We start from the raw sequence: 24,872 nt of genomic DNA on the forward strand, positions 1-24,872 counted from the left end.
GCAGTTAAGCTCTTCAGCGCCGATGGTAGTTGGGGGTTTCCCCCTGTGAGAGTAGGACGCCGCCAAGCCATTTAAAAAGATCAGCCATCCGGCTGGTCTTTTTTGCGGTTGTTATTCCTTCTGTCTCTTATGTTTAAATCCGTTAAAAGGTAGGAGACTCAAAAGATTATAGAAAGTATATTCAGTATAGGAAAGTATATATGCTAGGACATACTTATAAATGCATCTAGTGATAAATAAGCAAATAATTTCTGCTTCAATCTGTATAATCGTATATCTGTTTAAGGCATATGGACAGAATTCTTCGTTTCTGTAGGGAAATATGTTAAACTTAACGTAGTTCTGAAACTGTCATGGGGGAATAGCCGATGGATACCTCTGCTAAAGATGAAATGATTTTTTCGTTTGCTGAATGGTTGAGAGACCAAGGCAAATCAGCTAATACGATCAAAACGTATACTGGTGTCCTTTCACAGTTTTGTGACCAGACACAAAAGATATTGATGGAGATTCATTCTGAAGATGTTCAGGATTATCTTGACTATTTAGAAAATTGCAAGAAAAGTCCAGGGACAATAGAAAAACACTATATCGCTCTAAATGTATTCTTTAAATTTTTAGGCAAGCCACAAGTAATGCTTTCTGTGGAACGCAAGGTTAAAGAGCACAAGCTAGAAGTGCCTGAAACTTTAAGCATAAAAGAGCAGCAAATCCTGTTAAGAGATATAGAAGCAGAAGGAAATCTTAGGAACATTGCCATCGTCTACCTTTTGTTGCATACAGGAATTCGTGTTTCTGAATTATGTGACTTAAATGATCAGGACGTCATCATGGAAACAGAGCGAAATTATATACTTGTCAGGAACGCAAAAGGTGAAATTGATAGAACCGTCCCCCTGACACTATCGGCTATACAACATGTAAAAAATTATCTTCATTCTTTAAAAGAAAAAGCAGATCCGTTATTCATCTCAAGTTATAATCAAAGGATCACTCCGAGATCAGTTCAATATATATTAAAAAAATACAATGTTCATCCACATAAATTGCGCCATACCTTTTGCCAAAGGTTAGTGGATAATGGAATAGCTATACAAACGATATCCAAGCTTGCCGGTCATAAAGATTTAAATGTGACCAAGCGTTATTTAAAAGAAAAATCGCTGGATTTGGAAAATGCGATAGACCAGACTTTCACCAAACACTAATCTATAGAAATCAAAAAGGAAGGCGAGTTCTTTCCTTTTTTTGTTTGCATAAAAATCAGTTTTAAAAACAAAAGAATTTCCTTGGAAATGACGACGAATAGGGCATTTATGTTACGAGTGGCGGGATCTGGTGAAAAAAGAAGGAATCAAGTCATAAAGGCATTGTCTAGAGGGCTCAGAAAGCTGTATAGGACAAATTGAAATTGTATTTTATAATACATTATGAAAATGAAGGGTGGAGTAGAAAAATTCAAAAGTATTATTGTTGAATCAGAAAAGAAGAGGGAATCCCTATAGTTAGGGATTCCCTCTTTCTTTTCTTTATTATTTAACTGTTTTTTTCTTCTTTTTACCTATTTTCATTATAACTTCATAAACTACCGGTACTATGACCAGTGTTAATAATGTAGAACTCACTAGTCCGCCGATAACGGTAATTCCTAAACCTTGTGATATCAATCCACTGCCTTCTGCACCGATTGCCAGGGGTATTAAGGCGCCTATTGTTGCAAGGGCAGTCATCAGGATTGGGCGTAAACGGGTGGAACCAGCTTCGAGTAAAGCTTCCCGAGTAGATAAACCTGATTCTTCATTTTTGATAACACGGTCCACTAATACAATGGCATTGGTTACGACGATACCAATAAGCATTAGGACACCCATCATTGCCGAAACGCTGATCGTCTCACCTGTAACGAATAGCCCTGCCAATGCCCCGATTACCGTGAATGGTAGTGAGAAGAGAATGGCTATTGGTGCTAAACCACCATGGAAAGTAACGACTAGGACAAAGTAAACGATAGCTATGGCTGCTAACATGGCGATTCCAAGTTGAGTGAAGGATTCTTGGATATCTTTCGTTACTCCGCCATAGTCTACAGAAACGCTTGCAGGAAGGTCTAATTTTTTAACTTCCTTTTGTACTTCAGCTGTTACTGCTGCTACATCATCCGATTTGATAGTTGCAGACACGTCGGCATAAATTTTTCCATCGCGACGGCTAATTGTATCGGACGCTTTTCCTTCTTCGATTTTTACAAGCTCTTTTAATGGGATTTCCATTCCCATTGGAGAAGAAATTTTCGTGTTCTCAAGATCTTTTTTATCTTTAAATGTCGTTTCTTCTGTCTCGACATATACTTTGACTTCTTCACCATCTTTTTTAATAGTAGTTAAAGCATCTTCTTTGTTCGTATTTGCAATGGACATACCAATTTGTGCCGCTGTTAGTCCAGCATCACTTAGCTTTTTCTGGTCTGCCACTAGTGTATATTGCTCATAAGCATCGGAAAGGCTGGTATCAACATCTTTTAAGTCTTTATTTTTCTTCATGATATTTTTAATATCATCGATTACAGGTTCAATTTCTTTTTGTGTATTTCCGTATACATATAGGGTAGTTTCATTACTTGATGTTGAAGTGAACTCTTGTTGTTTCCATGTTCCAGGTGAATTAAGGCTAGTTAAATCCTTTATGACCTTTTCTTTTTTGTCCCCGAAGTTTTTGGTGTCTTCATCATAGAGTACATAGAAGAGAGCTGAGTTACCCGAGCCGCCCATCATGCCACTCATCATGTTTTCCCCTAGTGTATATTGAACTGTCTTCACATCATCTTTATCGATGAAGTATTTTTCTACTTTTTCTGTTTGCTTTTCAATATCCTCTTTTAATTCGCCAGGCGCTGGAGTGTAAGTAACGATAATCGTTTTTTCCTCATCTGCAGGCATGAAGCTGACACCGATGCTTGGAATAAGGAATAAGCTCCCGACTAATAATACAATGGCTGTACCGAAAGTTATTAACTTATGGTTTAATGACCAATCAAGTGCTTTTCGGTAGAATGCAGATAGTTTGCTGGGTTTTTCTTCATGTGATTTTAATTCCTTTTTAGATAGTCCCTTTTTAAATAAAGAGTCTGCCATGGCCGGAACGAGTGTGATGGCGATTATTAATGAAGCGACTAATGCAAACACCATTGTTAAGGCGAAAGGCATGAATAGTTCCCCAACAGCCCCTGTAACGCTTGCTAAAGGCAGATAAACGGCTACTGTAACGATTGTCGATGAAAGGATAGGGATGAACATTTCCTTAGTGGCTGATCGTATTAAGTCGCCGCCTTTTAATTGTTCGCCTTTTAAAGCCATTCTCCTGTAAATATTTTCAATTACGACAATAGAGTCATCGACGACACGGCCAATTGCAACTGTCATGGCTCCCAGTGTCATAACATTTAATGAAATATCCATTTGCTTGAGCACCAAAAGGGCTGCTAACAAAGATAATGGAATCGAAATGACGGAAATTAGAGTCGTTTTAAAGTTCCTAAGGAAAAGCATGATAACGATGACGGCAAACAGACAGCCGAAGATTGCCTTGCTAATCATGGTTTCAACTGAATCTTTAATCGGTTTTGCTTGATCTAGCGTAGTATGTACACTTACGCCTTTAAATTCTTCTTTAAAATTCGATATTTCTTTATTTACTTCGTCTACGATTGCAACTGTATCGGCATCAGGCGATCTTGTAACCTGGATTCCAATCGATTCGCTACCGTTTGTTCTTGAAACCGACTCAGCCTTACCGGTGACTTTAACATCGGCAATATCTGATAATTTGACATTTTGTACTTGGGCAGTACCCGATGCCATTTCAGGGGATAATTGATTGGTTTCGGGTATGGTTTGTGCTGGCGTTCCAGTTTTAGAACCACCCGTTAAAGGTATCTTTATATTTTTCAGGTCTTTTAATGTGGAAATGTTTCCATCCACAACGATCGTTTTTTCTTTATCATCAAAGTTATATATGCCAAGTGGCATGTTGATGTTTGCGGCCTGGATAACCTTCTTTACGGTCTCTTCATCGAGCCCATATTGAGCCATCTTTTCTTGATCGAATACAAGGCTCCCTTCATTTACTTGTTGTCCGGAAATTGATACGGAAGTTACGCCATCGATTCCTTCAAGTTTAGGTACTAACACCTCTTCGACATTTTTTGTAAGGGCTGGTAAATCCGAATCCTTATCTGTTACACTGAGTGCTACGACAGGAAAAGCGTTTAATTCTAATTTAGATACGCTTGGGTTATCCACTCCCTCAGGCAGTTCTATTTTCTCTAATGCTTCTTTAACTGTTTTTACAGCGTCGTCCATATCCGTATCATAGTCATATTGTAATTGGATGGAAGAAACATTAGCCATGGAAGATGAACTGACTAATTCGACTCCTGATAAATTTGTGACTTTCTGTTCAATCTGGTTTGTGAGTTTATCTGCTACTTCTTCAGGTGCAGCTCCTGGATATACAGTGGAGATACTTATTAATGGAGTCGAGATGTTTGGAATGGTTTCTTGCTTCATGTTTAAACCGGAGTATAAACCCGCTGCAACGATGATGATCGTAAGCAACCAGATTGCCAATTTATTCTTCAAGGAAAATTTAATTATTGAGTTCAAACTTGTACCCTCCATACTTAAAATTGTGACTAATCGGTCATAGACTCAAATATATAGCATAAGGATTATGATTGCAATAGATAATATCTGTTAGTTTTATCGTTGTGATTCCAAGGGTTTTGGGATACAATTTGAAAGATATGACTGATTGGTCATGATTGGACAGACTTTTAAGAGATAGGATGAATTTGATGAATGAAAAACATAAAATGATCATAGATAAATCTGTAGAACTTTTCGCGGAGAAAGGTTATCATGCCACCTCCGTTCAGGAAATTGCTGAAAAATGTGGGATAGCAAAGGGATCTTTTTATAATTATTTTAAATCGAAGGAAGAGTTACTCGTCTCCATTTTTAAATATTATTATGAAGCGTTGACGGACTCATTACTTGATCTTGAGTTAGACGCTTCATTGTCTAGTAAAGACAAATTTTTGAGGCAAATCACTGTTCACATGGAGCATATGACGGGAAATACAAACTTAATTCAAATGCTGATGCAGGAACAAATGCTCCATATCAGCGAAGAACTTGATCGGTTTTTACATTATATCCATGAAGAGGGATTGATTTGGTTCAAGCGTAAAATCATTGAGATATACCCCGGACTTTCGGCTGACCTTCTGCCGGATTGCACAATAATATTAGATTCACTTTTCAAAGGATATATCGGAATATTGATCAGGAAAAAAAATGCTTTCGATGTGGAGTTGTTACCTAGCTTCATGTTGAACCGTATGGATTCAATTATTGCAAGCCTGCAAAACATGGAAGATCCATTATTGAAACAATTTCCTATACCAGAATGCTCACTGCGGGATTTGAGCCCAAAAGAGGAAATCCATTCGATCATCAGCAGGATGTTGGAAGTGGAAACAAGTAAAAATAGGGAAGCTTTAAAGGCAATTCAAGAAGAGTTTTCAAAAGTTAGGCCAAGTCCCATTATCTTGGAAAGCCTTTTGTTGTTTTTGGAAAAAAATGAAAAACGAAGTCCTTTGTGTTCAAAGCTTGTCTTAACGATGAAGGAATATTTGACGAATATATGAAGGAATTACAGAAAGGGGCGTATAGCCTCTTTTTTTGTTGATATCTTAGAGTTCAAAGCCATATGAATTTTTCTATATTTGATTATGTATGAGTTTCAAAATCTGGGGTTTAGGAAAAAGTATAAGTAGTAGGAAAATTCTTTTATTAGTATGGAGGCAAGAATCATGAGATGGAAAAAGGGAATGCTGATTTATAATAAAAAGGCCGGGAACAATAAACTCGAGAGGAATCTTGAGGAATGTCTTCCAGTAATAGCTCCTCATATTGATGAGTTCCTTATTCTACAAACGAAGGAAAAAGGGGATGCATGTCGATTCTGCTCGGAATATGGTGAAGACATGGATGTAGTTTTCGTATTAGGAGGAGATGGAACCGTACATGAGTGTGTAAATGGCCTTTCACCCCTTGGGAAGCGGCCGTTGTTTGGGATATTACCTGGAGGGACTTGCAATGACTTCTCAAGAACATTAAAGATTCCTCAAAATGTTCGTCAGGCTGCGGAGGCAATAGTAAATGGAAAAGTTCGTTCAATTGACATCGGTCAGGCCAACGATGACTATTTCTCCAACTTTTGGGGAATCGGGCTTATTACTGAGGCATCAAGCAATATTGATGTGCAGGAAAAAAACAGGTTCGGAAAGATAGGATATTTATTAAGTGCAGTAAGGACGATTGGTGATAATGCACCCTTTTCCTATAAACTTGAGTATGATGGGAATTTCATTGAAGGGGAAGCAATCATGATTTTGGTCTTGAATGGATGTTTTATCGGTACTAATTTACTCCCCTTTCCCATGGTTAGTCCAGACGATGGGATCTTTGGCGTTGCCATCTTGGAAAACGCAAGCTTTGGTGCATTTTTAGAAATAATAGCGATGAAACGTTCATGGATTGAAAATTTGAGCTCGGAGTCTGGTGTGACTTATGTGCAGGCCGGTAGCATGACTATTGAAAACAAGAGGCCACTTGATGTGGATATGGATGGAGAGAGTTATAGTCAAACACCTACTCGAATTAAAGTACTTGGCCATCATTTATCGGTATTAACTCCAAATTGGTGAGGAGGATTACATGTTAAGGGTAAGTGTATGTGTTTTTTTTGTTTCATTCATTCCTTATTTCTGCAATTGTTTCCAAAATAAGATAAAATATAGGATGATATATCATTTTTTGCAGGAGGAACACATATGGTGTACCAGGTCAGATTGTTAAAGGGCATTTTAGAGCCTCATCGAAGTCGTTATCAACTGCAAAATGCAGAGGCAGTCACACGGCTTGGATGGAAATTACTATTTTTATATTTTCTTAGTATTATAGTATTTGCTATTGGTGGTTATTTTGGCATTGGTTCTGAATCATTTTCTAAAGAAATCACGAAGATGAGTGTTAATGAATTTGAAGCAGGAAAGTTTCTGATATTGAGCGGCAACATAATAGCAAGCCTTATCTACCCATCCATTTACATATTTTTAGCAGCCCTTTTCTTTTGGATCGTTACCGATATCCCATACATAAAATTAGTTATCGTTCAAATGATCATTTTCGGGTTGCAATTATTGGAAAAAGCATTACTGATTCCTCTATTCGTATTAATGGATATAGGCAATGATTCCAATCTTTTTTCATTGGGAGTCATCGGTCAGTATTTTCTCAGAAGTGATTACTTTATTCACTTTTTCAGCGAAATCACCATTTTTCAATTTCTTATTATTGCCCTGCAATATTTCTATTTAAAGGAGTTTTCACAACGAAATAATTATTTGGTCCTTGTAATGATTGTTCTATTCTATCTGGCCACGTGGTTTGTTAAAGCCTTTTTAGCATACATCCAAGTGGGCGTATTTGTATAAGGCGGGTGAAAAGAATGAGTGGGAAATGGAAAATAACAGCGGTCTCTATTGCGTCGATTGTGTTAATAACCGTCAACATATACCTTATTGAAAAAAAAGGAAGCAAAGCGGAACGAACTGTTTTCGTGGAAAACTGGTCAATGGTAAAAAAAGATACAATTACGGATACTATTCAAACAAATGGGGTAATTAAACCTGTAGAAGAGTACGATATCTATTTTGAAACCAAGAAAAATGATTTTAAGAAATTCCTTGTAAAAGAGGGGGATGCTGTAGCGGCTGGCTCCTCGTTGTTTGAGTATACGACAACCGAACTTGATGCACTTAAAGCGAATTTGGAAGCGGAGAAAACTGCTGCTGAGGGAGAAATTGTAGGGATTGACGAATATATTAGGAAGTTAAGGGCTTCTCAAGGGGCCCTGACCCGTGATCCTGATAAAGCGGTCATTGATGAATCGGTGAAAAATAACTTGGATATTAATATAACAACAAGCTCTTCAGATCTTATTAAAAGCAACATTGAGCAAGAAATGTACAAGCAAGAACTCGAAAAAAACAGTTTGAATGAAAAAGTGAAAATGCTTGATGCTAAATTAAGTTCAATTGAGGAGCAGGCTAGCGCGATTGTAACGACGAGTGAAGCTGATGGTGTAGTTAAAAATATCAATAAAAACCTGAAAAACCCCATTATATCCATCGTTTCAACAAATATGGCAATTGAAGGTAATTTCTCTGAAGAGGAGATGAAAAAAGCTAAAGTGGGCATGACTATAAAAGCAAGTTCCTCTGATTTAAAAAAGTCATTGAAAGGAACGATAGGCCGTATCCATTCCTATCCAGCAGAAGAGCCGTCACTAAAAAGGGATAACAAATTTCCATTTCAGGCTTTAATCGAACCGGAGGGTGAAGAAACCGAATCTTTGTTGGTGGGATCCAAAGTCAACCTTGCTGTAATAACCAATGAGAAAGCTGGTGTACCCGCCATTCCCATCGAGGCAGTGCATTACCAAAAAAAGCCGCATGTCTACAAATTGACTAAAAAAGGGTATGTGGATAAACACTACATTTCAAAAGGGCTTAAAGCAGAAGGTAAGCAGGAACTAATAAAGGGACCGTCAGTAGGTGATGTCATCCTGCTAGAACCGAATAGGGTAGCGAAGAACCATTCTTATTTTATTACCCCAATTCAATTTGAAAAAGTGAAAACTGCAACTTATAAAAAATTCACCTCTAGGGAAAAAGTAAGGTATCTGTTACTTGGCATTTTGGAAAAATAACTGCTTCTTTCATAAAGAAAGGGGATGTCAAATTAGTTATTATTTATATATCCATATAGCTTAAATGACTAAAAATCGGGAAGTGTAATACTGGGTGCAATCATCTAGAATGCAGAATATTCAGATATATTTAAAGACTTTTTCTAAAATGGATGAGAATAAACATTTACAGATTAACCTTTTTAGTATAATATTTTATTATAAGTTAACTCGCTTAATCTTATTCCAAGAACGGGGGAACCATTTTTGTGGATTTTAATCCACTAGGGGTGAATTCAGAAATGAAAGGGCAAATTGTGTTTCCAATTCCTAACCCGACAGCTAACCTCGTCAGCGTCTTTAAGGGAACATGTGTGAATATTCACGCCAATATGAAATCGACACATGAAGTGTCTTTTTTTTCGGCGTAAAGACAGAGTTTTTCAAAAAAAGAAAAATTACTTTCTTTCTATTAGTATCTTGTTTCCCTTACCGAGACAAAACGTTTTTGCATCAAAGACTTTATGGAAGGTGAGGAAAGTATATGAAGAAATTCAAGTTAAGTTTAGCTAGCCAAATTTTCATTGGTTTAATTCTAGGGATTATCGTTGGTGCCATTTTTTATGGTAATGAGACGGCCCAAAACTTTTTACAGCCATTCGGAGACATTTTCCTACGAATGATTAAAATGATTGTTGTGCCAATCATTGTATCAAGTCTTATCGTTGCAGTTGCGGGTGTAGGTGATTTAAAAGCAGTAGGTAAACTAGGAGCTAAATCAATATCATACTTTGTGGTGGTAACTATGATTGCGATTGCTGTTGGTTTAATTTCCGCGAATATCCTCCAGCCTGGTGTTGGCGTAAATATGAATCATCTGGAAAAAACTGATATCTCCACTTATGTTGATACAGCAGAAACTAAGCAGCATGAATCGTTTGTAGATACACTTGTTCACATTGTACCATCCAATCCAGTACAAGCTATGGTACAAGGCGATATGTTAGCGATCATTTTCTTCTCCGTATTGTTTGGAATTAGTATTGCGGCTATCGGTGAAAAAGGTAAACCAGTATTCCGTTTCTTCCAAGGTACAGCAGAAGGAATGTTCTACCTAACTAATATGGTCATGAAATTTGCTCCTATTGGGGTATTTGCACTAATCGGTGTGACCATCTCCAAGTTCGGTTTGGAATCTTTAATTCCGTTAGGTAAGTTAGCGCTTTCTGTATACGGAACAATGATTTTCTTTGTAATTGTCGTTCTGGGTCTTATTGCAAAATTTGTAGGATTCAATATCTTTACATTGATTAAACTTCTAAAAGAAGAATTGGTACTTGCGTTCTCTACAGCAAGTTCAGAAGCGGTTCTTCCGAAACTTATGGAAAAAATGGAAAAAGCGGGATGTCCGAAACATATAGCTACATTTGTTATTCCAACTGGATACTCTTTTAACCTTGATGGTTCAACATTATACCAAGCGTTGGCAGCTATCTTCATCGCTCAAATGTACGGAATCGATTTAAGTGCTTATGAGCAAATTACGCTAATGTTAGTGTTAATGATCACGTCTAAGGGTATTGCGGGTGTACCAGGTGTATCCTTCGTAGTTCTTTTAGCGACATTAGGAACAGTGGGTATTCCTATTGAAGGTTTAGCATTTATTGCCGGTATCGACCGTATTCTTGATATGGGACGTACAGTAGTAAACGTTATCGGGAATTCACTTGCAGCAATCGTCATCTCTAAATGGGAAGGTCAATTCAACCCTCCTTCCGATAAAGAATTAGAACAAGTTTCTTAATACAAAAAATCCAGAGTGATATGTCACTCTGGATTTTTTGTGTTTGAAAAGCGTATCCTTTATATTTGACGTGCCAGAAGGTGCAAACGAAAAGTTTTTTAAAGGGAAGCTTCCTCATGAAAAGAATTAATGATAAAACCTTATTCAATTTTACCCGTCGTCAATTCCTCCAACTCTTTATTTTTCACTATTATGGATATTTAAAATTATCGAGTTCGTTCCTTAACCGTAGGTGATTATAGAGTTCAGGTATTCACATTATTCATACGATGCAGATGATGAATAATATTCTGGGTTATATAACTTACTTGAAAACCCAAAAGTTTGATAAAATAACATTATTGATTGAGAGCTCGGAGGGGACCAGGTTATGAAGAATGATAACAATGATATCTTATATATGCATATGCAGGCTTCCGAACGGTTTGTCCTTTTTAATGGACTCAATTTTCGCGAATTTGTCTATTCGCTGCCATATACCTTGGATTCCATCTTATTATTGAAACATCAATTCGATGGTGGGGAATACAATTTGAATGTCCTGCTCGATAGCGCTTCATCTGAGGATATTGCAAAGCTCGTTAAAGAAAATGTCCGGGCATATGGAGATTTCTGTTGGATTGATTTTGAAGAAGAGGAAGGGCTGGATGAATTGGATGGAAGGGAATTAGCTGAACTTTTATATTTAGGGCATGCAAAAACCCATCTGGATCCTCCATTTTTCCGTAAATTGAATAATCAATTTGTGTACCTTGCCCAGGATGATGGCTGGTTCAACAAAATTTATTTTCGTTCACTTTCTACATATTATATGATGTTAGGGAGTCTGATTCCGCTAAAGCTGGAGCCGTTAAAAGTGGAGAGGACGTGGCTTGGAATCAGAAAGAAAAGAGAGCTGACGGCCATTCCTGCAGAAATCATTTCTTCATTGGCTCATATTATGGCAGAGGGGCTCATTTTTTCCTTTCGGCATGTCAAGTACTCAAGAACGAAGATTGAGATACCGGCATGGGTGGTAGGGGATTATTTAAACATGGATGAGATGCATGATGACTTTTCGGATAGAAATATTAAGGAGCCGGATGTTTTTATCACCTTTAATCGAAAAGAAAAAGTATGGGAAAGTGTTATAAAAAATGAATCATTATTCTGATCCCAATTTCCGGATGCGTGGGTTGGATTATTTGATATCTTTGTTTTTTTAGGTGTAAGACTTACTATCTATTGCATAAAAGATAAGGGAGGACGCCGCACAGGAGACAGGGAGTTGTGGCTTTGGCCTATATTCCTTATTGGAAAGGCACCAATGATGGAAGTTTCGCTTTTCCCCGCATTAACAGGCTGTAAGGTATCGATGGAAATGACGGTCGAAGGGTATCAAATGAAAGTGCAATTTAAAAATATGTGTAAAAAACAGCCTGTAAAGCCCGAATGCGACGCATAGGATATGCAAGCACAGGTGTTGCCACAGGATGTGGCGAATCTAACCTGTGTTCCGCTGTTGGTAATTAATGGAAAAGAACCAATGATGGAAGTTTCGCTTTTCCCCGCATTAACAGGCTGTAAGGTATCGATGAAAATGACGGTCGAAGGGTATCAAATGAAAATGCAATTTAAAAATATGTGTAAAAAACAGCCTGTAAATGCCCGAATGGCTTAACTAACCATCATTGGAAAAGAACCAATGATGGAAGTTTCGCTTTTCCCGTTTTAGTGTAAAATGATACAATGAACATGGTTAAAAGAATATTGGAGGGTAATAACTCATGAAAACTAAACTTGGTTTGCTTTATGGTGGAAAATCTGCGGAGCATGAGGTTTCTATGCAGACGGCTTTAGCGGTGATTAAGGCTCTCGATTTAGCAAAGTTTGATATATATCCGATTTACATAACAAAAGAGGGTTCATGGATTAATGGACCGATGTTAACAGGGCCTGCCGAGAGTGTGGAGGCTTTGACTTTTTCGTCGGACAAATTGAACTCGCCTCTTGCCTTGCAGGCACATTCAACTGATGAAAATAGTGAATCAACAGGGTATGACGTAATTTTCCCATTGCTTCACGGACCAAATGGAGAAGACGGGACAGTACAAGGGATGCTGGAATTATTGAATCTCCCTTATGTAGGCAATGGCGTTTTAGCTTCATCAGCTGGAATGGATAAGGTTATCATGAAAAACATCTTTGCCCAAGCGGGGCTTCCTCAAGTTAAATACACTTGGTTCATTCGTTCTGAATGGGAAAAAAATACTGAAAGTGCCATTGAAAAGGTAGCTGATGAATTGGGGTACCCTTGTTTTGTCAAACCAGCTAATTTAGGCTCGAGTGTCGGTATCAGCAAATGTAATGATGCTGATGAATTGGAAAAAGCGGTTGCGGAAGCTTTTCAATTCGATCGGAAGATCATCATTGAAGAAGGGGTCGTAGCCCGTGAACTTGAGTTTGGCATTCTTGGCAATGATGACCCATCATGTTCAGTGGCAGGAGAAATCATCCCTAAGAAAGATTTCTCCTTCTATGATTATTCAGCAAAATATGTTGACGGTAATTCAGCGATGGTCATCCCAGCGGAGATAAAGGAAAGCGAGTACGCAGCTTTATCTGAAATGGCCATTACGGCCTTTAAGTCATTGGATTGCTCTGGATTGGTTCGAGCTGATTTCTTCTTAACGGAAGAGGGCCAAATCTATATTAATGAAGTGAATACAATGCCCGGGTTCACTCCTTTCAGTATGTTTCCATTATTGTGGAAGCACACAGGTGTCGACTATCCAGCGTTAATTGAAAAACTCGTGAAACTTGCCTTGGAACGTCATCAAGAAAAACAACAAATCAAATATACAGTTTGATCATGCAGGTAATGTATCAGTGAACTTCACAATTCTTCAAAAATTGATCTGATGGATTACAATCAGCAGGAGCCGGTTCGATTTACACTGGTTTCTGCTTCGTTTGGTTAATGGAAGAAGAGGGAGAGAGCGATTAACGGTTCGATGAATGTAGGAGGAACAAAATGATAAAGAGAACGTTGAAACAAGTACATGAAATGGCAGATGGATTGAATGATATCACTTCATTCCAGTCCAAAGGAATAAATGGGGTTACCATCGATTCAAGAACGGTTAAGGAAGGGTGTTTGTTCATTCCGCTTAAGGGTGGGCAGGTTGACGGTCATCAATATGTCAAGCAAGCTTTAGCACAAGGAGCGGCGGCTTCTTTTTGGCAAAGGGATGTTCCGAATCCTCCCAATGATTTACCGTTAATCATTGTTGAAAATACCGAAAAAGCACTTCAGCAATTAGCACGTGCTTACCGAAAGCAGTTGGATATAAAAGTGGTCGGGATTACAGGCAGCAACGGTAAAACGACTACGAAAGATATGACGGCTGCGCTGCTGGCAACTACCTATAAAGTTCATAAAACCAATGGAAACTTCAATAATCATCTAGGTTTACCACTAACGGTGCTTTCGATGGAAGAGGATACTGAAGCGGCTGTTTTGGAAATGGGAATGAGCAGCCGTGGCGAAATTGAGTTTTTATCCAAAATGGCAAAGCCTGATGTAGCGATCATTACCAATATCGGTGAATCACACTTATTGGATTTAGGATCACGCGAGGAAATTGCGAATGCGAAGTTGGAAATTGTCGAAGGTTTGGCGAAAGATGGAACGCTGATATATCATGGTGATGAGCCATTGCTTCGCAATCGGATCAAAAAAGATTTTCCGGATTTAAACGTAATTTCTTTTGGACGTACGGAACAAAATGATTTGTTTCCACAGACCATTAACCAAGGGGCAGACAGTACAACGTTTACCATTGCATGTGATGAAAAGGATATCAATTATGAGATACCGGTTTTAGGTCATCATAATGTTCTTAATGCATTGGCAGCCATTTTGGTTGCTAAAGAATTCCATGTAGATGTTGCAGCGATCCATAAAGGTCTGTCTACCATTCAGTTAACTAATATGAGGATGGAATTGGTCCAGGGGGCAAAAGGGCAGAAAATCATCAATGATGCATATAATGCCAGTCCAACTTCAGTAAAGGCAGCTGTAGAGTTGATTGAGGGATTATCTGGTTTCGAGAAAAAGATCCTTGTACTGGGAGACATGTTGGAGTTAGGGCCACAGGAAAAAGACTTTCATCTGAAAATTGGTGAATTGATTTCTAATGAGCGGATCGATAAGATCTTCACGTATGGTCCTTTAGCAGAGTTTATTGCGAAGGGAGCGAGCAAGGCTTTTTCATCAGAGAATGTCCGTCCTTTTCAAGATAAGCAGAAACTTATAGAGGAACTTAAGTCGTCTACACAGGTAAATGACATCATTCTCGTTAAAGCTTCTAGGGGCATGAAGCTTGAGGAAGTCGTTCAAGCCTTACAAAAATAAAAAAGAATAGAAAAGGCCGTTTCTTTTGAATCGGCCTTTTTTATCGTACTTAATAAAGTGTCCCGGCAATAATGCAGATATCATCGTCAATCACTGAATGCCTCATCCTTGAAACAAGTAACTCCTGAAGAAGGTCATGTGTATCAAGATGGATATTTTCGATGAATTCACTCTCGACATTGCCAGATCGGTCGATTGCGGATGGTGCTGGAATTTTAGAAAGTCCATCTGTATAGATGAAGAAACGGCTTCCTGGTTCATAATGAAATACTATTTTTTTTATGGGCATTTCAGGACTTAGCCCTATGGGTATAGTCCCTTCATTCAAATTGAGGAATTGATTGGTGCATGGGGAATACAAAAAGGCTGAAGGAAGTCCAAAGTTGACATATTCGATGCGTCGCTCCTTTGTATCCACGTATGCAATGAAGGCTGTAAAACAAGTATGGTTTTTATATTCCCTTTTAACTCCTTGAAATAGATCCCGCATATGTTTATTCAGTTCCTCCGTTATGAAGATGGGGTCTTTTACGCGTTTGATAAGCTCAGGTATCAAAGTGCGTATGGACATGTTTATGAGTGCCGTATGAATGCCCTTTCCGCATAAGTCGATCATTATGAAGACGTATGTCCTGTCGCCAATCTCCGTCCAGTAAAATAGATCCCCTGACAGTTCACTAGAAGGCTGGGAAAGCCCTTTGACCTCTATATCTTGTTTATTGATAGACAAGGGTAAACCTGAAAGTTGAAAGCCCTTTGCAATTCGCAGGCTCATTGCTGATTTCTGGTTGATCTTTTCTAGCTCCTGCCCCTTCAATTTCGCTGAAAACAGTTGCATGCTGATGTTTTGGAGTGACTTTAATTTAATCCTGACTTCTACTGAATCGGCAGGGACAGCCATGGTTTCATAAAAGGTCCTTTCTGGTAACGCCAGAGGGGTCTCTATACCTAAAGCACGTTTGTAAATAAATAAGATAGGGATTTCATAAGTTTCAGCTAAGGCGAACAACGAGGTTTGCTGCCAAGAATCTTTTGATATGTATAAAGGTAAAATAAATAATGATTTCATTAAGTCCGTTGATTCCTGGAATAGAAGACTTTGATTGAGTGGATCCTCCAAAAAGGTGACTTGCTTGTTCATTTTCTTTAACATCAGACCAAATTCCTTACATAAAGGAACATCTATAGTGTATATATTCATATAACCCCCATTGTTTTATTTATAGGTCAATCATACTGTATTCAGACTTATTTACTACCGTTTTTTAAATAATTAATAGAAATTTCGAAATATAATGGTATTATATATCCGGTAATGTATAGGGGATTGGTAATAAGTCCTTTCTTTTTCTAAAGGAGTAACCGTGTAAGGTGGCCTTTTGATTCGGACTAATCCTTCCTGAATAAAGTTTGTTGAAACTATTTGAATTAAACACATATCATGTATATAAACAGATGTTCGTTTTGTAAAATCATTTATTGATTGCTCAAATATTAAATAATCCATTTACTCATACTTGGATATAGTAACTACGGTAATCCTGTTGGTGGTGAATCAATCCGTGTGCTTCTCTAAAGGGAAAATAAAAACCAATGTGACACATTTCAACCGGTAGAATGGCACATTGAATGAACATGCTATATTCTTACTCAAACGTATTTCAGATGCACATTTCCATGTGGGAATATCAAATTCCCCTATTTTTTGAAACGATCTAAAGTTTTTAGTAACCATAAATGGGGAGATATCCTTTATTGCAATAACAGTTTGAAAATGGTAATATGAAGTATGAGTTTAAATGTCTTATCATTGATGATTATTTAAATTAATCAGGTTGAGGCAACAAAATTGTATGTTCTTACATGTTTCATGAGTTCATTCTTGAGATTATTTTAGATTAAATAGGCCGCGCGTCTGGTCATATATAAAAGCTGCATTTCTTGGCGGCTTTAGTAGCTATTAGGGAATCAAGCCGCATTTTAGCGCTTTTCCACTTCTGCAAATCCTCAACGCACCGGGCCTGTTTTGTATAAGAATCTTGGCTCTCGTCAAGTTTTGTTCATACAGTCTTTTAAGTCTGATGAATAATAGGTGCAGCAGCCCTCACCTGAATAAAACGGTGAAACATCCGTTTATGCTACTTTTAATTTTCCATATTGAATTTAATTTTGGTTACATGTACTTTTAAAAAGATGAGCGTATGTTAATGATAAGTTTACACGTGCGCGAAACTAAAAATGCCAGTGAATGTTCGTGCTGGTATATTTCCTTTTTAAAAAATCATATTGAGTTCATTTGAACTAAAAGGCAGACATACTTTTAGGTGATAATGATAAACTTTTTCATAAGAGATAAAGTAGAACATCCGTCATGATGATGAGGATTTGAACTAAACATCTGTGCATGATCCATGAATGCACGTGTAAATTTACGATATAAAAAGGAGTACGAAAACATTGACATTGTTTAGCGAATTAGGATTAGATAGAACGTCTATGAAATCAATAGAAAAAATGGGATTTGAGGAAGCGAGCCCGATTCAATCCCAAACGATACCTCTAGCTCTTGAAGGTAAAGACATCATTGGTCAAGCGCAAACTGGAACTGGTAAAACTGCTGCATTCGGTATCCCATTGATGGAAAACATCGATATTAATAACGAAAATGTGCAAGGGATTGTTATTGCACCTACACGTGAGCTTGCCATCCAAGTTTCCGAAGAACTTTTCAAGCTTGGTTACGGAAAACGCGCCCGTGTATTAGCGGTTTATGGTGGACAAGATATCGACCGCCAAATCCGTGCTTTAAAGAAAAAACCACATATTATCGTTGGTACACCTGGTCGTCTTTTAGATCATATCAAACGTAAAAATATTAAATTAGGCGGAGTTCACACTGTAGTTCTTGATGAAGCAGATGAAATGCTTAACATGGGATTCATTGAGGATATCGAATTGATCCTTTCAACGGTTCCTGACGAAAGGCAAACATTGCTTTTCTCAGCTACAATGCCTGATCCAATCCGTAAAATTGCTGAAAGATTCATGCAAGAACCAGTTCTTGTACGTGTAAAAGCGAAAGAAATGACAGTGGATCGCATCGAACAATATTACTTGGAGTTAAAAGAAAGTGAAAAATTCGATACACTTGCACGCCTTTTCGATATTCAAACACCGGATCTTGCTATCGTCTTCGGACGTACGAAACGCCGTGTAGATGAATTGGCTTCTGCATTGAATATCCGCGGTTATATGGCTGAAGGCATTCATGGTGACCTAAGCCAGGCGAAACGTCTGTCCGTTTTGAAAAAATTCAAAGAAGGAAGCATCGATGTCCTTGTTGCTACTGATGTGGCTGCACGTGGACTTGATATTTCCGGCGTAACTCACGTATACAACTTTGATATCCCTCAAGATCCAGAAAGCTACGTTCACCGTATTGGACGTACAGGACGTGCGGGTAAACACGGTATTGCAATTACGTTTGTAACACCACGGGAAAGAGGTCAACTGCATGCAGTTGAACATACAACGAAAAAACGTATGGAGAAACTTAAGACCCCTACGTTAACTGAAGCGTTGGAAGGTCAACAAAAAGCAGTAACGGAAAAAATTCTGACTACAATCGAGAATGATGATTTATCATTATATCTTGGTCAAGCGGAAGAGTTATTACAAAAACATAGTGCGGCGGATTTAGTTGCAGCTATGCTTAAATCAATGACAAAAGAACCGGATCAAACGCCAATCAAGTTAACGGAAGAGTCTCCATCTCCAATGCGCCGCAATCGTGGAGGAAGCAGTTCTTCTAGTAACAGACAACGCAATGGCCGCAGTTCTTCAGGCAGAAAAGATTACGGTAGCGGATCAAGTAAACGCCCAAGCACGAACCGTAAATCGAATGGTTACGGAAACCGTAGCACGAGCCAAAAAAGAGAAAAATCAAATAAAATTTAATTGAATTGGAAATGCCGCTCATTTGAGCGGCATTTTTTTATATGCATATCCATATTCCATGGGTTTAAAAATGAGCAGAAGTTTTTGGATGAACGGTTCAAGGACTTTGTTTGAAAAGTGGTTAAAACCCCGCATTTAATTATAGTATAATGGATGAAGCGAAGGATGAATGATACGTTTCATTCAAAATACCTGTACAGAAGAGGGGAACCGCATGGAACCTGAAAATCGTATATCGAATAAGGCCTTGACCGTATGGAAAATCAATGGTCTTATAAGCTGTTCAATAACATGGATTATAAGCATCGCCGTACTCGTGCTTACAATCGTTTTTAATTGGACATATTGGGTTTTTGGAGCGTGGATCATAATTTCGATAATCCAACCATATTTGACCATCTCTCTGATTCCTTCGGTGAAATGGAAGAGATGGCGTTACGAAGTAAGGGATACGGAAATTGATATCCAAAGTGGTATTTTTGTCATTAAAAGAACACTCATACCAATGATTAGGGTTCAGCATGTTGAAACGAAGCAAGGACCATTATTAAGAAAATATGATTTAGCCTCCGTTGAAATCTCCACTGCAGCGACCCTTCACGTTATACCTGCACTGGACCTTGCAGAGGCAGATGAATTAAGGCACTATATTTCCAGAATGGCGAGTGTGGAGGAAGAAGATGTCTGAACCTAAAAGGCTCCACCCTATAGCTGTATTGCTTAATATTATTAAATCGGTGAAGGAGTTAGTTATCCCTTTTATACTAGTTGTCGTTATTCCTGGGAAGAATGAAGGGATTCCTGGATGGGTTCAACCGCTAGTCATTGCCATTATTGTACTTTTACTGATAATAAATGCATTCCTTCGATGGTTACGTTTTACATATAGCATACAAGACGGCGAGTTCAGAATTGAGTCCGGAGTACTCATAAGGAAGAAGCGGTATATAAAGTTTGATCGCATTCATAGCATAGATATTTCAGAGGGCATCATACAGAGGATATTCCGGCTGGTGAAGTTGAATATTGAAACTGCAGGCGGGGCTCAGGCTGATGCTGTTTTATCGGCCATAAGAAAAAGTGAGGCGGAACGAATCAATGCTTTTATAAGCCAGGAGAAAAGCAACAATACTAATAACCCCCTTGATAAGGATAAAGATGAAGTGTGGGGAAATGAAGATGCGGCAAAATCATCTTCTGTTTTTAAGCAGACGCTTCCGCAATTATTCGTTATGGCTGCCACTTCGGGAGCGGTAGGTGTTTTTTTATCTGGAGGGATCGCTTTTATTTCACAGTTTGATGAAATAATACCTTTTAAGCGGATATTTAAGGGTTATGAAGATTTTATTGGAATGGGAACCATTGTTCTTACAGTGCTTGCCCTAGTGGCCTTATTGGTGGTTTATGTACTGGCCACATTAAGTATGGTAATTAAATATGCTTCTTTTACCGTAATAAAAACGGATGAGGAAATCGTTATTTCCAGAGGGCTTCTCGAGAAAAGGCAGCTGACAATCCCTATCCATAAAGTGCAAGGTATCAGGATCATGGAGAATTTGATTCGGAAACCATTGGGATTGGCGACAGTTTATATTGAATATGCAGGAGGCAGTATGGATGATAAAGAAAGCCTATCCATCATGCTGTTCCCTTTGATCAAGAAGAAGCATTTACATGAAAAACTCCTGGAAATTTTACCGGTTTATCAAACAACCATGGAGATGACATCGATACCTAAGTGTGCACTTTCGCGGTTTGTATTACGCAAGGTTCTATACATCATCCCAATCATCGGTGCTTTGGTATGGTTTGGCAGGCCTTGGGGTTTTCTTTCTCTTTTACTTTTACCGTTGGCGGTCTTTTGGGCTTACATGCAATATAAAGATGCAGGATGGGGGATAGAAGGGAATTTGTTGCAACTGAGCAGCCGTTTTTTCTCAAAGCAAACATTGATCATGCAGAGAAGCAGAATTCAATCAATCACATATAAAAAAAGTTGGTTTCAGAATCGAAAAGAATTAGCTACGATTTCAGCATCTATTAAATCTGGAGTTAGCTCCCGGGTCGGCATGGTTGTGGATGTGGAAGAAAAAGATTGCCGATTAATTAAAACATGGTATTTACCTAAAAAAGCAGTCGACTCCCAATGAATGAATGGAAAGAGTCGGCTGTTTGTCCTACCACTTTTTTCTCGAGTATAATGGGGCTGTTAAAGCGCCGATTGCTATACCGGCCAAATGTCCGACAACGTTGATCTGTGGTTGAATGAAAGTCATGATAATGGCAATTCCGGTCAGGGTATATACTGTATTTCTTTCGTTGTTCGTAAAATTAGTCTTATTAAACAGTACAAGGTAAAAAAAGAAACCGAATAAACCAAAAATTGCACCGCTGGCACCTATATGGTTATATGTCAGTGGTTTAATTAGAAAGGTTGCGATGTTAGCAAGGATTCCGGTCGATAAAAAGAAGATTGAAAACTTTACGGATCCAAGAAATTTCTCTAGGAATGGACCAAATATGGCAAGTGAGAAACCATTAAACAGTAAATGTGTGAACGTGCTATGTAAAAAGATGGGGGTGATCAAACGCCACCATTGTCCATCAGCGATGAATAAGTTCACACCTGTTCCATAATAAAAAATTACATTACCAGGAAATATAGGGAAAAGGACGAGAACGAAAACAATCATCATAATGAGTATGAGCACAGTCACAGCTCGATATGAATGGGTGTATTCGCGGAAGCTTTCTGTTCTTGTAAACATGGATTCCTCCTTATTATCGTTTTAAATAAGATACATATTGTCATTTCCAGGTAAAAGAGTCCTTCTAATAATATGCAACTTATTAATTTAATAGAAGAGGTGTCAATTTGATTAAAGGTATAGGCGTCGACATTACTGAATTGGATAGAATGGAAAAATTGATTAACCGGCAACCCCGTATAAAGAAACGAATATTAACTGAAAGGGAAATCTCGATTTTCGAAAAGTTAAATGGAAGAAGGAAAATCGAGTATTTTGCTGGGCGCTTTGCAGCAAAGGAGGCTTTTTCAAAAGCGTACGGTACAGGGATAGGTAAGCACTTGTCCTTTTTGGATATCGAAATCATATCTGATGATAAAGGAAAGCCAGTGATTTCAAAGCCGTTTTCTGAAGGGGTCCATCTTTCTATTAGCCACAGCAGGGATTATGCGGTTGCTCAGGTCGTAATCGAAAGGGTGATTTGAGTTTTGTCCAATCGGGTCATAAACCTTTAGGTTGTCTCATATACATTTAGTGCTATAGGGAGACAAGGCCCGGTAAAAGGTACATGGCAGAGTAGGTGCTCTCGAAAAGTTTTTAGCCGGGTCGAATTGATCCGTGTCTAAAATGCTGAGGAATCTAAGACATCAGTCGAGCCAATGTCCGGATCCTGCCTTTTCCTCTCCCTTTTACGTTCAAATGACAAAAAGGGGTTGAAAAGATGAAGAAGATGTTAATGCTTTTTGCAGGGATCATGCTCTTGCTTGCTCTTTCTGCTTGCGGCCAAAAATCACAGGGTGATGTAGTGAGTGAATTGAATGAGAAGCTTGGCGAAATGAAAGGGTATAAAGCTAACGCGATAATGACATTGAAGATGGGGACGGAACCTCAAGTGTATAACGTGGAAATTTGGCATAAGGACCCTTCCTTTTACCGCGTAAATCTTAAAAATGAAGAGAAAGATCAAAGCCAGATGATTTTGAAAAATGATGATGGTGTATATGTTTTGACGCCAGCTTTGAATAAGAGCTTCAAATTTCAAAGCGAGTGGCCGGAGAACAGCAGTCAGGCCTATTTGTTTGAGTCGCTGGTGAAAGACATTACGGAAGATAAAAGTGCGACATATAAAGAAACGGATAAACATTATGTCTTTGAAACGAAAACGCGCTACCAAAACAATAAAATGTTGCCGTACCAAGAGATTACTATAAACAAAAAAGATTTATCTCCGGTCAGTGTAAAAGTCATGGACCCCGATAAGACCGCATTAGTCCTTGTTGAATTTTCAAAAGTGAAATTCGATACGACTTTTGATAAAGATTCATTTGATATGAAGAAAAACATGACAAGTGCACAACTTGAAGCGCCTGTTATGGCGGAAGTCCAAAATGAAGGGTTTGCGGTAAAATACCCTGAAAATATTGGTGACATGAACTTAACGGAAGAAAAGGAAATTGCGACGGAAAAGGGAGAACGTGTCGTTTTGACCTATGAGGGTACAAAAAGTTTTACATTAGTTCAGGAAAAAGCTGAGGTAGTCCAAACCTCCGTTTCGACGAATGTTAATGGAGAGCCAGTTGATTTGGGTTATACAGTCGGGGCCATGACAGGAAATACAATTGCATGGACTCTTGAAGGTGTGGATTATATGATTGCATCAAAGGACTTAACACAGGAAGAGATGATAGAAGTCGCCCGTTCAGTTGGGGGAGATCCGGTCAAATAGGATTACATAACAAGCTGATGTTTCCCGTCTCCTTATGAAGGTTTCTTCTAGGAAGGATAGGCGGGGAAGCAGCTTGTTGACATTTTAAATCCCTTCCATTTTGAATGGTTTGGCAAGTTGGGAAATTAGAATCAATGTTAAAAAGCACTTTATCTTTCTATCAGTTGGTTATAGAATGGTCCTATAATGAAACGAAAACTTCGCTATTGGGAAGAATCTTATTGTGAGTGCAGGAAAGAAGGAAATGGGCTTGGAAACGAAAAACTTTCATCGGGATACGTGGGCAGAAGTAAATTTGGATAATATTTTTGAAAATATCTCTTCAATGAAAAATAGACTGAGAAATGGCGTTAGTCTTTTCGCTGTCGTTAAAGCGAATGCTTATGGCCACGGGGACTATGAAGTGGCTAAAACCGCGCTTGAAGCGGGGGCTGATTTTTTAAGTGTCGCTTTCTTAGATGAGGCTCTTGCTTTACGGAAAAAAGGAATATTGGCTCCGATTCTTGTACTTGGGGCTTCGAGGCCTGAAAGTGCAGCGCTTGCTGCCGATAATGGGATTTCCGTGACGGTTTTCGATGTAACATGGTTGGAGAAGGCAAAGGATTTATTGAAACCGGGACAAGTTCTGCAAGTTCATGTAAAAGTTGATAGCGGCATGGGGAGAATTGGCATTCGTGATATAGGCCAACTCTTGAAAGTGGAAAGTTTGCTTAATGGGGAAACGTGTTTTAACTTCCAAGGGATATTCACACATTTCGCGACGGCCGATGAAATAAAGACCGACTTTTATGAAAAGCAGCTTGCTTCATTTAAAGGAATGCTTTCCGCCTTGATTAGAAGGCCAGAATATATTCATGCAGCCAATAGTGCAGCTTCTTTAAGGTTTAGCGATCCTGAATCGAATGCGATAAGAATGGGGATTTCCATGTATGGTTTGAGTCCTTCTATGGAAATGAAGCCGATATTGCCATTTCCATTAAAGCAGGCTATATCATTGAGAACGAAGATGGTTGCAGTTAAACAGCTTACAAAGGGTGAAAGCGTTAGTTATGGAGCAACATATACGGCTGAAGGTGATGAATGGATTGGGACTTTGCCGATTGGTTATGCTGATGGCTGGATCCGTAAGCTGCAAGGTCAGGAAGTTCTTGTGGATGGAAGCAGAGTGCCGATTGTCGGCAGGATTTGCATGGATCAATGCATGGTCAAGCTGCCTCGATCATACCCTGTGGGAACAGAGGTCACACTCATTGGGAACGATGGAGATGAATCGATTACTGTTGATGAGATAGCGGCTAAACTGGAAACGATCAATTATGAGGTAACGTGTATGATAGGAGCAAGAGTGCCCCGCGTATATATAAAAGACAATCAGTTGATTCATGTACGTAACTTCATCCTGGAATGACAGATTGTAAAAAAATCCTA

General features: G+C 38.6%; 19 protein-coding genes, 1 rRNA gene and 1 riboswitch. Of the genes, 17 read left to right on the forward strand and 3 right to left on the reverse strand.

All coding sequences use genetic code 11. The features are described from left to right. Together rrf and ACFX4X_RS20585 are read left to right on the forward strand one after the other, a co-directional pair. Positions 1-68 (forward strand): 5S ribosomal RNA (gene rrf, locus ACFX4X_RS25560); the annotation flags it as partial. 300 nt (positions 69-368) lie between these two features. After that, a complete protein-coding gene (locus ACFX4X_RS20585; RefSeq protein ID WP_061461168.1) occupies positions 369-1,208 on the forward strand; it encodes a tyrosine-type recombinase/integrase in 840 nt (279 codons plus the stop codon). A gap of 324 nt (positions 1,209-1,532) precedes the next feature. On the opposite strand, the gene ACFX4X_RS20590 is transcribed toward ACFX4X_RS20585, so the two are convergent. After that, positions 1,533-4,661, reverse strand: coding sequence for an efflux RND transporter permease subunit (locus ACFX4X_RS20590; RefSeq protein ID WP_377385947.1), 3,129 nt, complete (start codon positions 4,659-4,661; stop codon positions 1,533-1,535). 191 nt (positions 4,662-4,852) lie between these two features. Here ACFX4X_RS20590 and ACFX4X_RS20595 point away from each other — a divergent pair, with 191 nt between their 5' ends. The 9 genes from ACFX4X_RS20595 (at position 4,853) to ACFX4X_RS20635 (ending at position 15,014) form a co-directional block, all read left to right on the forward strand. Beyond that, positions 4,853-5,707, forward strand: coding sequence for a TetR/AcrR family transcriptional regulator (locus tag ACFX4X_RS20595; protein ID WP_377385950.1), 855 nt, complete (start codon positions 4,853-4,855; stop codon positions 5,705-5,707). Positions 5,708-5,872: 165 nt separating this feature from the next. Next, entirely contained in the window at positions 5,873-6,769 is an 897-nt protein-coding gene (locus tag ACFX4X_RS20600) for a diacylglycerol/lipid kinase family protein (RefSeq protein WP_176432080.1), read from the forward strand. Positions 6,770-6,895: 126 nt separating this feature from the next. Next, a complete protein-coding gene (locus ACFX4X_RS20605; protein WP_089364965.1) occupies positions 6,896-7,558 on the forward strand; it encodes a hypothetical protein in 663 nt (220 codons plus the stop codon). A 14-nt stretch (positions 7,559-7,572) separates the two neighbouring features. After that, positions 7,573-8,835 carry an efflux RND transporter periplasmic adaptor subunit gene (locus tag ACFX4X_RS20610; protein WP_377385954.1) on the forward strand — a complete coding sequence of 421 codons (1,263 nt, stop codon included), beginning with the start codon at positions 7,573-7,575 and terminating at the stop codon, positions 8,833-8,835. 201 nt (positions 8,836-9,036) lie between these two features. Next, positions 9,037-9,186: riboswitch (cyclic di-AMP (ydaO/yuaA leader) on the forward strand. A 172-nt stretch (positions 9,187-9,358) separates the two neighbouring features. Beyond that, complete coding sequence (locus ACFX4X_RS20615) at positions 9,359-10,618, forward strand: cation:dicarboxylate symporter family transporter (RefSeq protein WP_377385957.1); 1,260 nt, start codon at positions 9,359-9,361, stop codon at positions 10,616-10,618. Positions 10,619-10,988: 370 nt separating this feature from the next. Beyond that, complete coding sequence (locus ACFX4X_RS20620; RefSeq protein WP_284469031.1) at positions 10,989-11,771, forward strand: hypothetical protein; 783 nt, start codon at positions 10,989-10,991, stop codon at positions 11,769-11,771. Positions 11,772-12,065: 294 nt separating this feature from the next. Beyond that, positions 12,066-12,278, forward strand: coding sequence for a hypothetical protein (locus ACFX4X_RS20625; protein WP_377385960.1), 213 nt, complete (start codon positions 12,066-12,068; stop codon positions 12,276-12,278). 106 nt (positions 12,279-12,384) lie between these two features. Further along, positions 12,385-13,467, forward strand: coding sequence for a D-alanine--D-alanine ligase (locus ACFX4X_RS20630; RefSeq protein WP_089364969.1), 1,083 nt, complete (start codon positions 12,385-12,387; stop codon positions 13,465-13,467). Between the two features lie 164 nt (positions 13,468-13,631). After that, entirely contained in the window at positions 13,632-15,014 is a 1,383-nt protein-coding gene (locus tag ACFX4X_RS20635; RefSeq protein ID WP_377385963.1) for a UDP-N-acetylmuramoyl-tripeptide--D-alanyl-D-alanine ligase, read from the forward strand. 49 nt (positions 15,015-15,063) lie between these two features. On the opposite strand, the gene ACFX4X_RS20640 is transcribed toward ACFX4X_RS20635, so the two are convergent. Further along, positions 15,064-16,215 (reverse strand): PP2C family protein-serine/threonine phosphatase, encoded by a 1,152-nt coding sequence (locus tag ACFX4X_RS20640; RefSeq protein ID WP_377385966.1) that lies wholly within the window; start codon positions 16,213-16,215, stop codon positions 15,064-15,066. Between the two features lie 1,256 nt (positions 16,216-17,471). Here ACFX4X_RS20640 and cshA point away from each other — a divergent pair. The 3 genes from cshA (at position 17,472) to ACFX4X_RS20655 (ending at position 21,121) form a co-directional block, all read left to right on the forward strand. Then, positions 17,472-18,971: a degradosome RNA helicase CshA gene (cshA, locus tag ACFX4X_RS20645; RefSeq protein WP_061461179.1), complete on the forward strand. Its 1,500-nt coding sequence runs from the start codon at positions 17,472-17,474 to the stop codon at positions 18,969-18,971. Between the two features lie 214 nt (positions 18,972-19,185). Further along, positions 19,186-19,659, forward strand: a complete 474-nt coding sequence (locus ACFX4X_RS20650) for a PH domain-containing protein (RefSeq protein ID WP_089364914.1) — start codon at positions 19,186-19,188, stop codon at positions 19,657-19,659. Further along, entirely contained in the window at positions 19,652-21,121 is a 1,470-nt protein-coding gene (locus ACFX4X_RS20655; protein WP_377385970.1) for a PH domain-containing protein, read from the forward strand. Before ACFX4X_RS20650 ends, ACFX4X_RS20655 begins: the two co-directional genes overlap by 8 nt. Positions 21,122-21,148: 27 nt before the next feature. Here the strand turns inward: ACFX4X_RS20655 and ACFX4X_RS20660 are convergent, their stop codons facing one another. Next, a complete protein-coding gene (locus tag ACFX4X_RS20660; RefSeq protein ID WP_061461182.1) occupies positions 21,149-21,739 on the reverse strand; it encodes a rhomboid family intramembrane serine protease in 591 nt (196 codons plus the stop codon). A 107-nt stretch (positions 21,740-21,846) separates the two neighbouring features. On the opposite strand from ACFX4X_RS20660, the gene acpS reads away from it, so the two are divergent. From acpS to alr, 3 genes are all read left to right on the forward strand, one after another. Next, complete coding sequence (gene acpS, locus ACFX4X_RS20665) at positions 21,847-22,203, forward strand: holo-ACP synthase (RefSeq protein WP_284469025.1); 357 nt, start codon at positions 21,847-21,849, stop codon at positions 22,201-22,203. A gap of 236 nt (positions 22,204-22,439) precedes the next feature. Then, positions 22,440-23,444: a LolA family protein gene (locus ACFX4X_RS20670; RefSeq protein ID WP_284469024.1), complete on the forward strand. Its 1,005-nt coding sequence runs from the start codon at positions 22,440-22,442 to the stop codon at positions 23,442-23,444. A 244-nt stretch (positions 23,445-23,688) separates the two neighbouring features. Continuing rightward, positions 23,689-24,852, forward strand: a complete 1,164-nt coding sequence (gene alr / locus ACFX4X_RS20675) for an alanine racemase (RefSeq protein ID WP_377385988.1) — start codon at positions 23,689-23,691, stop codon at positions 24,850-24,852. The last annotated feature ends 20 nt before the right edge of the window (positions 24,853-24,872 follow it).

It is taken from the genome of Peribacillus sp. YIM B13481 (assembly GCF_042787985.1).
GTDB lineage: Bacteria > Bacillota > Bacilli > Bacillales > DSM-1321 > Peribacillus > Peribacillus simplex_A.